Below are 13,985 nucleotides of genomic sequence, written 5' to 3'. Positions count from 1 at the left end.
AGCCGTGTAGTTGGCTGAACGGTCAGCCGGCTTGGCCAATTGGTGCATTCGCAGGCAGGGCTGCCGTTTTGCGCGCCATGCGCGGCCACGGCATTCCCCATCCGGTCCCGTCCGGCCCCTGCCGCGGGTCGATTCATCATCGGAAGCGGGGTGTCAGACCGCGGCGTAGGCCAGGCGGGCGTGGCGCGGCAGCGCGGGCGACAGCTCGGGCGCGCGCTGCGACAGGGTGAGCGCGGCGGTCGCGAAGAGAATCCACATCAGGTCGTTCTGCATGAGGATCGTACTTTCGGTCACGTTCATCGCCAGCGTCGTGCCGATGGCGGTGGTGCACCAGATCCAGCCGTCGCGCGGGGCGACGGTGCAGAGCCGGGCGCCCTGCCGCAGCGCCCGGACGGTCAGCACCACGAAAAGCACCAGCCCCGGGATGCCCACGCCCAGCAGCAGGTCGCGGTAGCCGTTGTGCGCATGGGGCGCCTGCCAGAGGATCTTTTCCCAGATCATCCAGGCCTCGGGGCTCGCCTCGGACCAGAAGACGCCGTAGCCGTAGCCCAGCAGCGGGCGGGCGGCGATCTCGGGGTCGACGAGCGCCCAGAGCGGCACGCGGCCTGTCAGGGTGGCGTCCTTGCCCAGCATCTCGAGCAGCGGCAGAAGCCCGATTCCCAGGCCCGCCATGATGAGGACCGTCGTCAGCAGCACCGCGAGCTTGCGGACGAGGCGCGCCGGCCCCTGCCCCTGCGTGACCGTGCGCACACCGAGGAAGACAAGCAGCGCCACCACGCAGGACAGCAGGCTCGTGGCCGAGGTCGAGAGCACCACGCCCAGCCCGCCCACGAGGATGAGTGCCACCCCGCCGCGCCGCATGGCGCGCAGCGGGTCGAGCTGTGCCGCGATGCCCAGCAGGACGGTGAAGCTGGCCACCCAGCCCAGCACGTTCTTGTGCATGAAGATCCCGCGCAGCGCGCTCTCGCCCGGGGCGAAGGCCATGCCCGGCACTGCCCCCGCCGCAAGGATGCTCAGGAGCGTCGAGCCCCCCAGGACGCCGCCCATCAGCAGGATCTGCTGGCGCGGTGTGAACCGCGTGGCGAGCAGGTAGGCCACCGACATGGACATGATCAGGGCGATGGCACGGCGCATGGTGACCGACTGGCTGACCGTCCAGAGCAACGAGGCCATGGGCAGCAGCATGAGCGCCAGCATCGGCAGGTTGCGCCACAGCGCCGAGGCCAGCAGCACCGGCCGCCGGACCAGCAGCCCCAGCGTCAGCGCGTAGACCGGAAGGTTCACGAGGCGCAGCTTCGAGCGTTCAGCGGCGTCCAGGATCCCGTCCGAGCCCTCGACCAGCAGCGGAAAGAGCGCGCCGGAAAAGACGAAGAGCGCCGCGCCGACGGCGATCCACTCGAGCCGGCGAAGGGTGCGCTCGACGGAGGTCGGCGGGGTGGTCACGCGGGGCGTCTCCTGGGTGGTGGCCGCATCAGCGATGCCTTCGGGCATGAGACCCCCGGCCGGGACGCGCGGAAACCCGGCCCTTCGGCGCCCCCTCCGACCGTTCGGATAGCCCGGGGCGGCCTGCCTCCACCGCATGGCGAAGTCCGGGGGCCGCGCCTGACCGAATGGAGGCGTTCCATCGCGATACGCCCGGCGCGATCCTTGAAGGGCCGCCTGCGGGCCGCGGGCGGCAAATGCATCTCGGCCAGAGCGCAGGGAGACCCATGACGCAAGACGCAGCTGTTCCCGCCACATCGGTGCCCCGCGCTTCGCGGCGCGCCGCCCTCGGCCTTTGCCTCGCCCTGGCGCCGCTCGCGGCCTGGGCCGGCACCGCGGTCGAGCGCGGCGACGTCCTGCGCATCGAGGTCATGAACGCGCCAGAGTTCTCGCGCCTCGCGCCGGTGGACGCCGACGGGCGCATCGCCATGCCCGTCCTTGGCACCATCCCCGTCGCCGGACAGGAGATCGACGCCATCGGCACCGCCATCGCCGAGGCCTTTGCCGCGCGCGAGCTGCTGACCTCGCCGGTGGTGCTGGTCGAGGTGGCCTCCTACCGGCAGGTCTATGTCGGTGGCCGCGTGGGACAGCCCGGCGCCATCGACTTCGTGCCCGGCATGACCGCGCGGCAGGCGATCATCGCGGCCGGCGGCATCGGCCTCGCGGCCTCCGCGGGCGCGCCCGGGACCGAGGCGGCGCTGAGCGCGCTCGCGACCCGCCGGGCCAAGGCCTTTGCCCTCGCGCAGGTCATCGCGCGGATCGCGCGGCTCGAGGCTCAGCTTGCCGGTCCGGCGGCCGCCATGCCCGAGACCGAGGCGCTGCCGTCGCTCGAGCCGTCGGACCTCGAAAGCGCCGCGCAGTCGGAGTCCGCGCTGCTGGCCGACCTGCGCGGCCGTGTCGCCGCGCGCGAGGATCATACGGACGCGCTGCTGAGCCTGATCGATCTGGAGGTCGACACGCTGAACCGGCAGGCCGCCCTGCAGGACAGCGAGGCCGAGGTCCAGCAATCGGAAATCGACAACGCCCGCAGCCTCGTCGAGCGCGGGCTGATGCCCCGCCCCCGTCTGCAGGAGCTTCTGCGCGAGCAGTCGCGGCTGAACCGCGACCGGCTCGACACCTCGGCCTTCGCGGCGCGCGCACGGCAGCAATCCGAGACGGTGCGCTTCGAGCGCGTGGATGCCGCGGCGGACCGGCGCCGGGAGGTGCGGCTCGAGCTGCAGGAGGCGCGACAGCAACGCGCCGCGCTCGAGGCCGAGATCGAGGCGCTGGACCTGCGCATCATGGCCGCCGGCCTGAGCCCGCGCACGAACTCCGAGCCCCGGCTGGTGATCCACCGCACGCGGGCAGGCGTCGCGACGCAGTTCGATGCCGGAATGGACGACCCGATCAAGCCCGGCGACGTGCTCGACATTTCGCTGGACCCGCCCGCCGCGCGCCCGGGACGGGCCGCGACTCCCGCCTCCCTGCCTCTGCCGGAGCAGCCATGACCGAAGCCCCCGAGATCAGTATCATCGTTAACAATTACAACTACGCCCGCTTCCTGCCCGAGGCACTCGACTCGGCGCTGGCACAGCGCGAGGTCACGGCCGAAGTCGTCGTCGTCGACGACGGCTCGACCGACGGGTCCCGCGAGGTGATCGAGGGCTACGGCGACCGCATCCGCGCCCGTTTTCAGCCAAATGGTGGACAGGCCCGCGCGATCAACGCGGGGGTCGCCATGGCGCGGGCGCCGATCCTGGCCTTTCTCGACGCCGACGACCGCTGGCATCCCGACAAGCTGTCCGCGGTGCGCGAGGCCTTTGACGCCTCGCCCGAGGCCGGGCTTGTCTATCACCGCCTGCAACCTGTCCATTCGGATGGCACCCACGCCTTTGCGGCCATCCCCCGCTCGCTCTGCAACGGCGATCTCGGACCGCGGCTGCTGCGCAGCGGCGGGCGCTGGCCCTTCGCGATGACCTCGTCGCTGGCCGTGCGGCGGTCGCTCTGGCTCGAGGCGGGCGACATCCCGGCCGAGTTCACCATTTCGGCGGATGCCTGGATCGCCGGCGTGCTGCCCTTCCTCGCCCCCGTCGTCGCGTTGCCCGAGGCGCTGGGGTACTACCGCATCCACGACAACACCTGGTTCCGCCATCACGACGATGCCGCCATGCTGGCGCGCCGCATGACGCACTGGGAAGAGACCGCGCGCGTCACCAACGCCTTTCTCGCCGAGCGCGGGATGCCGGGCCGGCTGCGGCTGCGCGATCACTTCGACTACCGCGTGGCGCAGGCCCGGCTGGGGCGCGAAGACGCGCCCGGGATGCTGGCGCTGGCGCTGCACGGGCTGACCGACGCGGGCGAGCCCAGCGCGGTGCGGCGGCTGCGCGACACGCTCTTTGCCCTGAGGAACCTGCAACGCGACCGCGCCGAGGGCGCCCTTCCGGCCGACGTGCGATGAAGGTCCTGCTGATCAACTCCGAACCCATCGACTACACCATCGCCTACGCCAACGGACTGGCGCCGCACGTGGAGACGGTGGCGATCCTGCCCCGCAAGCGCTACGAGAAGCTGCGACCCTGGATCGATCCCCGGGTGCAACTGGAACTGGTCGACTGGCCGCGCAACCGCAGCGCGCGCAACCCCGCCTTCCTGGTAGAGCTGACGCGCCGCATCCGCGCGCACCGGCCCGACGTGGTGCACCTGCTGAGCAACACCGCGCCCTGGCTCAATGCCGCGGTGCCCTTCTGGCGCGGGGCGCGGCTGGTCACCACCGTGCACGACGTGGCGCTGCACCCCGGCGACCGCGAGACCTCGCGGTTGCCGGGATGGGGCTCGCGGCTGCTGGCGCGGCAGTCCGGCGACATCGTGGTGCACGGCAAGGGCCTGCGCGCCGCCGCCGCCGAGGTCTTCGGCAAGTCGCGGGATCGGGTGCACGTCCTGCAGCATCCCGCGATCCGGCGCTATGCCGAGCAGGCCCGGAAGCAGGGCATGACCCGGACGCGCCCGGCGGACCAGGTCGTGATGCTGCTCTACGGCCGGATCTTCGCCTACAAGGGCCTCGAGACGCTGATACGCGCCGAGGCGATGATCGACCCGCGGCTGCGCGGGCTGCGGATCGTCATCGCGGGGCGCGGCGACGATCCGCGCGCGCTGTCGCACCTGATGGGCGATCCCTCGCGCTACGAGATCCACCGCGGCTTCATCGAGGACGCCGCGACCGCGCGGCTCTTCACCGAGGCCGACATGGTGCTGCTGCCCTACGACGAGGCCTCGCAGAGCGGGGTGCTGCACGTGGCGGCGACCTTCGGCAAGCCGGTGGTGGTGACCGACGTGGGCGAGCTGCGCGCCACGGTCGAGCCCAACGGCCTCGGTCTCGTGGTGCCGCCGCGCAACCCCGAGGCGCTGGCGCGGGCGCTGGTGCGACTGGCCGGCAATGCCGCCGAACGCGCCCGTTTCGGCGAGAACGCCCGCCTCTGGTCGGAGGGGGAGAATGCCCCCTGCAGAATCGGTGCATCCGCGGTGACCCTCTACCGCGAGATGATCGCACGAGGGGACAGCCCCTCCTCCGAAAGGATGCCCCCGCCGACCACGGACCCAGATTGCCCGCCGGGCGTCGTGCCGCCGTAGTGGAGAGAGCGGATGCCGCACGAACCCCAGCCCTGCAACCGAGGAGGTCACATGCCAGACATGCCGTCCGATGCGCCGGTGATCCGGCACTACATAGCCGGAGGCGCCGAACATGGCGGCGGGATCGGGCGACTCGTGGGATACGTCCTGTCGGCGGGTGATGCCGGGGATACTTCTTTCAGGCATGTCGTGGTCGACACGCGGGGCCCGGGCCTGAGCCTGCTGCGGTCGCCCGCGCGGCTGCTGCAGGCCATGGCCGTGATGGCGGCCGACACCCTGCGCGGCGCGCCGGTGCTGCATCACCTGCACATCGCCGGGCGCGGCAGCACCGTGCGCAAGCTGGTGCTGGGCGCCTGGGCCCGCCGTCTGCGCGCGCCCTACGTGCTGCATCTGCACGACTACGCCTATGCCGACGATCTCGCCCGGCGGCCGCGCTGGCAGCTCGAGGCGATCCGGCGCCTGTTCCTCGGCGCCGCGCGCGTCATCGTGCTGGGCGAGCGCGACCGCGCCACCGTGCGCTATGCCCTCGGCGTGCCGCCGGGGCGGATCGCGCTGCTGCGCAATTGCGTGCCCGATCCCGGCCCGCGCCCGCCGCATGGCACCGACCCGCAGGAGGTCGGCATCCTGTTCCTGGGACAGCTGGGACCGCGCAAGGGCGTGCCCGAGCTGCTGGCGGCGCTGGCCGACCCGGCGATGCCCGCCGAGGGCTGGCACGCGACGCTCGCCGGGGACGGCCCGGTGGCGCATTACCGCAACGAGGTCGCCCGGCTGGGCCTTGCCGGGCGCGTGGCGCTGACCGGATGGGTCGATGCCGGCCGCGCGGCGAGCCTGCGCGAGGGCTCGGACATCCTCGTGCTGCCCTCGCACGCCGAGGGCTTCGCCATGGCCGTGCTCGAGGGGCTGGCGCAGGGGCTGGCGGTCGTCACGACGCGCGTGGGCGCGCAGGGCGAGGTGCTGGTCGACGGCGAGAACAGCCTGCTGGTGCCGCCGGGCGACGCCCGGGCGCTGGCCGGGGCGCTCTCGCGGCTGGTCGCCGATCCGGCGCTGCGCGCGCGGCTCGGCGCGGACGGCCGCGAGCTGTTCCTTTCGCGCTTCGGCATGAGCGGCTACGTGCACGCGCTGGAGGCGCTGCAGGCCGACCACCTCCAGATCGGGACGGCTCTGCCGCGGTCGGCATGAATACCTCGGTCTCCTTCCCGCACGGCCCCGAAGCTCGGCCTCTCCGCCCCGCCATCGGCGCCCGTGCCCGGCGAAGGCTCGGCCTGGATGGGCGCGCTGCGCATGCTGCAACGGCGCGCGCGGCTCATCATCGGCATCACCCTGCTCGCCTGCGTCGTCGCCCTGCCCTTCATCATGGCCGTGCCCAAGCACTACTACTCCGAGACGCGGGTGCTGGCCTCGCCCGCGCCGGCGCTGGCGCTGACCGCCGGGCTGGACGGGCGGGAAGCCCGGATCGACATGCAGGCCGAACTCGAACGCCTGCTGTCCAAGGAGGTCTCGGCGGCGGTGATCGAACGCTTCAACCTTGCCGGGCGCGAGGAATTCAACGCGTCGCTGAAGCCGCCGTCGGAGCTCGACACGCTCATCGCCGCGCTGCGCGCCCGGTTGAACGGCACCGAGGTCGGTGCCGACGGCGGGAGCGACGAACAGACGGCCGACAAGGTGGCGCAGGCCTTCGACGCGGCGCTCGTGGTCTCGCGGCAGTCCAACGTCGACGTCATCGCCGTGGGCTTCACCTCGCGCGATCCCTGGCTGGCCGCCCAGGTGCCGGGCGCCATGGTCGAGACCTACCTCGCCCGCCGCTCGGCCCACTGGGAGCAGGAGGTGACCGAGGCCGCCGACTGGCTGGAAAAGCGCATCGCGACCGAACGCGCCAACGTCGACGAGGCGCGCGCCGAGCTCGACCGCCTGCTCGGCGCCGACGGGCAGAGCGGCGCGGACACCGAGGACACGACCGCCAAGCGTCTGCTGCAGATCGAGGACCGCCAGGCCGAGCTGGAGCGCATGCGCTTCGACATCGCCGCCTCGCGCCGGTCGATCGCGGCCGCGCTGGCGAACCCCGACATCCCGGCGCTCACGGAACCCGCCCGCATCGAGACCCTGCGCGGCGAGCTGCAGGACGAGGTGCGCGAGCTGGACAGGATCGCGCTCGTCTACGGTGACAGCTACGAGACGGTGAAACGGCGCAAGGCCCGCATCGACTCGATCCGCGCCGATATCGCCGAGGGGCTGCGCTCCTTCGACCGCACGCTGGAGCTGCGCGACACGGCGCTCGAGGCCGAGCAGGAGCGCCTTGGCCAGGACGCCGAAGCCGCCCGCGCCGCACTGGGCGCGATCCGCGCGACGACGCCGCAGGTGCGCGAACGCACCGACGTGCTGCGCGCGCGCGAGCAGACGCTGTCGGATCTCGAGTACCGCCAGCAGCTGCTGCTGTCGCAGGCGCGGCTGGCGCCGGTATCGCTCGAGGAGCTTTCGCCGCCGCGGGTGCCGGTGGACCCGCTGGGACCGGGCCGCAAGGTCTACCTCGCGGGGACGGCCATCGGCGCGCTGCTGGTCGCGCTGCTGATCGCGGCGATCCTCGAGATGCGCGACACCGGCGTGCGCAGCCACGAACAGCTCGCCCACCTGCCGCATCTCGAGCCGGTGGGGCTCTGGCCGCAATTCACGCGGGCGCAGAAGCGCACGATGCGGCGGGACGTCGACCGCCGGACCGTCACGCCCGCGACCGAGGCCTTGCGAGACATGCTTCTGATGCTGGAAAGCGCCCACGGCGGGCGACTGCCACGCCTGCTGACCGTCACGGCGCCGCGCGGCCAGGACATGGCGGTTCCTGTGGCCGGGTGGATCGCGCTCGAGCTTGCCGCCACCGGCCGCAAGGTGCGCCTGGTCGAGACGCGGGCGGCCGGCGTCAGCCCGCTGCGGCATCTTATCGGCGGATCGGCGGGGGCGAAGGCCCGGCCGGACGACGGGATCCAGCATCTCGAGCTGCCCAAGCTGGTGACACGCCACGGCGGCGACGTCGCGGCCGCGCTGCGGGCCGTGACCGCCCGGGGCGAAGAGGACGGCGCGATCGTCATCGTCGATGCCCCGCCGCTGCTGAGCCCCGGCTCGCTGCGCTTCGCGCGGCTGGGCGGGCCGGTGCTGCTTGTCCTGCGCTGGGGCCGCACGCCGCGCGCCGTGGTCGAACTGGCCGCCGGCCTTCTGGCCAAGCTGGGTGCGCCGCAGGTCTATTCGCTTGTCGCGGACGTGCAGCCGCGCCGCCATCGCCTCTACGGATTCACCGACCGCCTGACCGTCTCGTCGCGCCCCGGACTGGGTGCGCGGCTATTCGGGCAGGGCTGAGGGCACAAGGGAGTTCCCATGACAGTATCGCCGACCTTTTCCGGCCCTGCCCCGCAAGACACGCGGCTGCCGGCCACCGTCTTCTCGGGCTTTCTCGGCGCAGGGAAGACCACGCTGATCAACCGGCTGCTCAACACGCGCGGCGACCTGCGCGTGGCGGTGATCGTCAACGACATGTCCGAGGTGAACATCGACGCCGACCTGATCCGCTCGGGCGGGGCCGGTCTGAGCGCGACCGAGGAGACGCTGGTCGAGCTCACCAACGGCTGCATCTGCTGCACCCTGCGCGAGGACCTGCTGCTCGAGGTGCGGCGGCTGGCCGAGGCCGGGCGCTTCGATCACCTGCTGATCGAATCCACCGGCATCTCCGAGCCGCTGCCGGTCGCCGCGACCTTCGAGTTCTGCGACGACACCCGCGCGAGCCTGGCGGAGGTCGCGCGGCTGGACGCGATGGTGACGGTGGTCGATGCCGCCAACCTGCTGAACGACTTCGCCAGCCGCGATTTCCTGCGCGACCGCACCGAGCCGCGCGACGACGAGGACGCCCGCACGCTGGTCGAGCTGCTGGTCGACCAGATCGAGTTCGCCGACCTGATCGTCCTCAACAAGGTCGGCACCGCCGGGCCCGAGCGCACCGCCGAGGCGCGGCGCATCCTGCGCGCGCTCAACCCCGACGCGCGGGTGATCGAGACCGATTTCGGCGACGTGGCGCCGGACGAGATCCTGGGCACCGGCCTCTTCGATCCGCGCCGTGCCCGGAGCCACCCGATGTGGTTCAAGGAACTGCACGGCTTTGCCGACCACGTCCCCGAGACCGAGGAATACGGGCTGTCGTCCTTTGTCTGGCGCACGCGGGCGCCGCTCGATTTCGACCGGGTGCGGCATGTTTTCGGCGGCGGGGCGCCCTGCCTCTTCCGCGGGGTGCTGCGCGCCAAGGGGCATTTCTGGACCGCCGCGCAACCCGCCGCGGTGATGGAGATCAGCCTGGCCGGCCAGCTGAGCGCGATCCGTCGCACCGGCCGCTGGTGGGCGGCGGTGCCCCGCGCCCAGTGGCCCGAGGACCCCGAGGCCGTGGCCCGCATCGCCCGGCACTGGCGTCCCCCTTACGGCGACCGGCGGCAGGAGATCGTCTTCATCGGAACCCCCGAGATGAACCGGGCGGCCATCACGGCCGCGATGGACGCCTGCCGCACGACCATCCGCAGGCCCGCGCCCCCCACCCTGCCGCCGCGACACGCGGCCGGCACCGCCCGCATCTGAGACCCCACCCAGGAGACAGCGCATGCCCACAAACGCAATCGTCGAAGAAAACGCCCGCACGGACGGCCGCACGCCACAGTCCTACTGGGACGTCGAACATTCGCGCCTGATCGAGGGGTTCACCACCGAGTTCAGCATCAATGCGGGCGACACCGTCGATTTCAAGATCAACGTCTCGGACAATCCCGGCAGCGACTACATCGTCGAGATCTTCCGGCTGGGCTACTACGGCGGTGACGGGGCGCGGATGGTGGGTTCGTGGACCAACACCGACGCGACGGTGCAGCCGGACGCGGTCTTCATCGAAGCCACCGGCACGGCGGATGCCGGCAACTGGAGCATTACGGACAGCTGGGACATCCCCGCCGAGGCGGTCTCGGGGGTCTATCTCGCGCGGGTGCAGCGGCTGGACGCCAACGGCGATCCGATCGACGGCGCGGTGAACCAGATCCCCTTCGTGGTGCGCGAGGACGACCGGCCGGCAGACATCGTGCTGCAGACCTCGGACACCACCTGGCATGCCTACAACGGCTGGATCGGCAACAACGGCGAGATCGGCGCCAACTTCTACGGCGACGCCAGCGGCACCATCGAGAACCCCGAGATCCCCGGCGCCGGGGGCTTTGCCCAGAACCGCGCCTACGCCGTGAGCTACAACCGCCCGTTCATCACCCGCGGCATCGAGGGCGAACAGGGCGGACCGGCCGCGGGCGCGCAGGACTACCTCTTCGGGGCCGACTACGCGGCGATCCGGTGGCTCGAGCAGAACGGCTACGACGTGGCCTACATGTCGGGCATCGACACCGACCGGCTCGGGTCCGAGTACCTCGAGAACTACGGCGCCTTCATCTCGGTCGGCCACGACGAGTACTGGTCCGCCGACCAGCGCTACAACGTCGAGGACGCGCGAGACGCCGGGGTCAACCTGCTGTTCTGGAGCGGCAACGAGGTCTACTGGAAGACCCGCTGGGAGACGAGCACCATCGACGGGCAGGAATACCGCACGCTGGTCTGCTACAAGGAGACCTGGGCGGTGCTCGACCAGAACGCGGGCCCCGAGGATTACGTCAACCTCGACCCGGCGAACATCTGGACCGGCACATGGCGCGACGACCGTTTCATCGGCAACCCGCTGGCCGGCGACGCGACCGACCGACCGCCCCTGACCGGCCAGCCCGACCTGTGCAACTGCGCCGAGACCTCGCTGACAGGGCAGCTCTTCGGGCCCGACGGCACCGGCGAGTTCGGCGGCGCGCTCGACGTGCCCGAGGACTATGCCAGCCTGCGCTTCTGGCGTGACACGGATCTCTCCGGCACCGGGGACACCGGCCTCTCGCCGGGCATCCTGGGCTACGAGTGGAACACCTCGCCGGACAACGAGTACCGGCCTGCCGGCCTGGTGCACCTGTCCGCGACCACGCTGGACTGGAGCGGCATCCTCGTCGACCAGGGCAACACGGTCGAACCGGGGACCGCGACGCACAACCTGTCGCTCTACCGTGCCGAAAGCGGCGCGCTGGTCTTTGGCGCGGGCACGGTGTTCTGGACCTGGGCGCTGACCGACAACCACGACAGCGAACCCTACGGCGCCAACATCGAGAACGCCGAGATCCAGCAGTTCGTGGTGAACCTCTTTGCAGACATGCAGATCCAGCCGGGCGAGACCGACGCCGTGCTCGCCTCGCAGGGGCTGGTGCGGGCCACCGCATCGACCGACGTGACCCCCGCGAGTGCCACGATCGACGCCCAGCCCCCGACCGTTCCGGCGGGCACGCCCGTGGTGCTGACCGGCACGGCGACCGACGACGACGGCAATCCGCTGACCGACGACGGCGCGGTCGCGCTCGTCGAGTTGTCCTTCGACGGCGGCGCGACCTGGCGCCCGGCCAGCGGCACGAGCACCTGGAGCTACACCTGGTCGCCCGACACGATCGCGACGCAGGAAATCCTCGTGCGGGCCATCGACGACAGCCTCAACCTGCCGGTGCTGGCCTCGCTCCAGACCACGGTGATCGAGACCACGACGCCCGAGTCCATCTCGATGTTCGATCCCTGGGCGGACTTCACGGGACAGGTCTATGACGCCGGCGGGCCGCTTCAGCTGGGCACGCGCTTCAGCACGGGCGGACAGGGCCAGATCACCGAGCTGCACTACTACCGGGCCGCCTCGGACGCCGATGACACCGACACCCGCACCGGGCGCCTCTGGGCCGAGGACGGGACCCTTCTGGCAACGGTCGAGTTCGTCTCGCAGCAGGGCGAGAGCGGCTGGCAGACCGCCGTGCTGTCCACCCCGGTCGACGTGCTTGCCGGGCGCACCTACACCGTGTCCTACGAGACCGAGAACAACTACGTCGGCACCTCGGGCTTCTTCTCGGCGCCCTACTCCGATCCCTTCGCACTGCTGACGGCCCCGTCCGATGTCGCGGGCGTCTACGCCTCGGGCTCGGGCGCGATCATGCCCACGCAGAGCTTCGAGAGCTCGTCCTACTGGGTCGACGTCACCTTCACGCCGGGCGATATCGACAACGAGGCACCGATCTTCCTGACGCCCTCGGCACTCAACGTCGAAGAGAACGCGGTGCTTGCGACCGTCGTGACCGCCGACGACACCGACACGGACGCGCTGTCCTACACCATCGCGGGCGGCGCCGACGCCGCCGCCTTCAGCATCGACGCGGTCACCGGGGCGCTGTCCTTCGTCTACGCGCCCGACTTCGAGGCGCCGGCCGACGCGGACGGCGACAACCTCTACGAGGTCACGGTCGCGGTCACCGACGGCTTCCACCCGTCGGTGACGCACCCCATGCAGATCACCGTCACCGACAAGGCCGACGAGACCGACGATGCGGTCTGGACGCTCTTCGCGCCGGGCAGCAGCCCGGCGGTGACCGAGACCGGCGATGCGACGGACTACGAGCTCGGCACCCGCTTCACCGCCGCCGGCTCGGGCGAGATTGACAGCCTGCGCTACTGGCGCGGCGCGGCCGACGCCAGCGACAACGACAGCCGGGTGCTGAACCTCTGGGATGGCACCGGGACACTGCTGGCCTCGGTCACCGTGGCCTCGGGCCCGGGCGAGAGCGGCTGGCAGGTGGGCGTGCTGGAAACGCCCGTGTCCATCGCGAGTGGCGAGACCTACACCGTATCCTACGGGACCACCCAGAACTACGTGGTGAGTCAAGGATACTTCGGCTTCCCGCAGGACGGACCCGGCGGCATGCTGACCGGACCCGCGAATGCCGGGGTCTACGCGGCCGGCGGGACGGGCAGCTATCCGACGCAGAGTTACCTCGGGTCGAACTACTGGGTCGACGTCGGCTTCCGCGCCGGTCCCATCGTGAACGACCCGCCCGCCTTCACGCTCGCCGGGACCGCCTTCACGGCGGAGGAGAATCAGACCGTCGCCGCCACCCTGACTGCAAGCGATCCCGACGCCGACACGCTGGTCTTCGCGATCGCGGGCGGGGCGGATGCCGGCGCCTTCAACATCTCGCCCGACACGGGGCTGCTGACCTTCGCGACGCAGCCCGACTTCGAGACCCCCGGGGACGTGGGCGGCGACAATGTCTACGACGTGATCGTGTCGGTCTCGGACGGCACGAACCCGGCGGTGCAACAGGCGATCACCGTCGAGGTGACCGACATCGACCCGGAGCCCGCACCCGACGCCCTGTCGCTCTTCGGTCCGGGCGACGCCCCCGCGCAGACCGAGACCGGCGACTCCACCGATTACGAACTCGGCGTGCGGTTCCTCTCTGCCGAGGACGGCGAGATCACCGCCCTGCGCTACTGGCGGGGCGCCGCGGACGCGGGCGACACCGACACGCGGACGCTCAATCTCTGGGACGCGGGCGGCACGCTGCTGGCCAGCGCGACGGTCAGCTCGACGCCGGGCCAGAGCGGCTGGCAGACGGCGCTGCTCGCGGCGCCGGTGGCGATCGACGCGGACACCCTCTACGTCGCCTCCTACGGCACGACCCAGAACTACGCCTTCACGGTGGACTTCTTCGGCACGGCCTGGACCGGCAGCGAAGGCATCCTGAGCGCACCGGCGGCCAGCGCGGGCAACGGCGTGTTCAGCTCCGGCGCCACGGGCATCTTCCCGGAGTACAGCTTCAACGCCGCGAACTACTGGGTCGACGTGATCTTCGACCCGGCCGATGCGCTCCTCTGATCGCAGCACCCCGGCCCGCCGCCTCACCCAAAAGGGGGTGGCGGGCATCGAAGGGATGATCCGCACGCCGGATGGTCCGAGGCCGCGCACGGCCGGGCCTCGGCTAAAACCGGAGCAT

General features: G+C 71.4%; 8 protein-coding genes. 7 read left to right on the top strand and 1 reads right to left on the bottom strand.

Annotation, left to right across the window (positions count from 1 at the left end; all coding sequences use genetic code 11):
* Positions 1 to 153: 153 nt before the first annotated feature.
* The gene (locus SALMUC_RS03590) at positions 154 to 1,491 is read right to left on the bottom strand and encodes an O-antigen ligase family protein (RefSeq protein WP_020043052.1); all 1,338 of its coding nucleotides are present in this window, start codon (positions 1,489 to 1,491) and stop codon (positions 154 to 156) included.
* A gap of 218 nt (positions 1,492 to 1,709) precedes the next feature.
* On the opposite strand from SALMUC_RS03590, the gene SALMUC_RS03585 reads away from it, so the two are divergent.
* The 7 genes from SALMUC_RS03585 to SALMUC_RS03555 all read left to right on the top strand — a co-directional run bounded on the left by SALMUC_RS03585 (position 1,710) and on the right by SALMUC_RS03555 (position 13,867).
* Complete coding sequence (locus SALMUC_RS03585) at positions 1,710 to 2,969, top strand: polysaccharide biosynthesis/export family protein (RefSeq protein WP_020043053.1); 1,260 nt, start codon at positions 1,710 to 1,712, stop codon at positions 2,967 to 2,969.
* Positions 2,966 to 3,919, top strand: coding sequence for a glycosyltransferase family 2 protein (locus tag SALMUC_RS03580; protein WP_020043054.1), 954 nt, complete (start codon positions 2,966 to 2,968; stop codon positions 3,917 to 3,919). Before SALMUC_RS03585 ends, SALMUC_RS03580 begins: the two co-directional genes overlap by 4 nt.
* Positions 3,916 to 5,088: a glycosyltransferase family 4 protein gene (locus SALMUC_RS03575; protein ID WP_021119784.1), complete on the top strand. Its 1,173-nt coding sequence runs from the start codon at positions 3,916 to 3,918 to the stop codon at positions 5,086 to 5,088. Before SALMUC_RS03580 ends, SALMUC_RS03575 begins: the two co-directional genes overlap by 4 nt.
* 51 nt (positions 5,089 to 5,139) lie before the next feature.
* Entirely contained in the window at positions 5,140 to 6,267 is a 1,128-nt protein-coding gene (locus SALMUC_RS03570) for a glycosyltransferase family 4 protein (RefSeq protein ID WP_021119783.1), read from the top strand.
* Positions 6,268 to 6,369: 102 nt separating this feature from the next.
* Positions 6,370 to 8,430 (top strand): GumC family protein, encoded by a 2,061-nt coding sequence (locus tag SALMUC_RS03565; protein ID WP_198014477.1) that lies wholly within the window; start codon positions 6,370 to 6,372, stop codon positions 8,428 to 8,430.
* 18 nt (positions 8,431 to 8,448) lie between these two features.
* On the top strand, positions 8,449 to 9,690 hold the full coding sequence (locus tag SALMUC_RS03560) for a GTP-binding protein (protein WP_020039655.1): 1,242 nt from the start codon (positions 8,449 to 8,451) through the stop codon (positions 9,688 to 9,690).
* A gap of 22 nt (positions 9,691 to 9,712) precedes the next feature.
* Positions 9,713 to 13,867, top strand: coding sequence for a DUF4082 domain-containing protein (locus SALMUC_RS03555; protein ID WP_020039654.1), 4,155 nt, complete (start codon positions 9,713 to 9,715; stop codon positions 13,865 to 13,867).
* Positions 13,868 to 13,985 lie beyond the last annotated feature (118 nt).

The sequence above is a fragment of the Salipiger mucosus DSM 16094 genome (genome assembly GCF_000442255.1).
Lineage (GTDB): Bacteria > Pseudomonadota > Alphaproteobacteria > Rhodobacterales > Rhodobacteraceae > Salipiger > Salipiger mucosus.
Note: the sequence above shows the minus strand (reverse complement) of the source record. Positions and strands in the feature narration are given on the sequence as shown.

Excerpts from the sequence above, each read along its gene's own strand:
- SALMUC_RS03590 (WP_020043052.1), bottom strand. The coding sequence starts at position 1,491 with ATGCCCGAAGGCATCGCTGATGCGGCCACCACCCAGGAGACGCCCCGC.
- SALMUC_RS03585 (WP_020043053.1), top strand. The coding sequence starts at position 1,710 with ATGACGCAAGACGCAGCTGTTCCCGCCACATCGGTGCCCCGCGCTTCG.
- SALMUC_RS03580 (WP_020043054.1), top strand. The coding sequence starts at position 2,966 with ATGACCGAAGCCCCCGAGATCAGTATCATCGTTAACAATTACAACTAC.
- SALMUC_RS03575 (WP_021119784.1), top strand. The coding sequence starts at position 3,916 with ATGAAGGTCCTGCTGATCAACTCCGAACCCATCGACTACACCATCGCC.
- SALMUC_RS03570 (WP_021119783.1), top strand. The coding sequence starts at position 5,140 with ATGCCAGACATGCCGTCCGATGCGCCGGTGATCCGGCACTACATAGCC.
- SALMUC_RS03565 (WP_198014477.1), top strand. The coding sequence starts at position 6,370 with ATGCTGCAACGGCGCGCGCGGCTCATCATCGGCATCACCCTGCTCGCC.
- SALMUC_RS03560 (WP_020039655.1), top strand. The coding sequence starts at position 8,449 with ATGACAGTATCGCCGACCTTTTCCGGCCCTGCCCCGCAAGACACGCGG.
- SALMUC_RS03555 (WP_020039654.1), top strand. The coding sequence starts at position 9,713 with ATGCCCACAAACGCAATCGTCGAAGAAAACGCCCGCACGGACGGCCGC.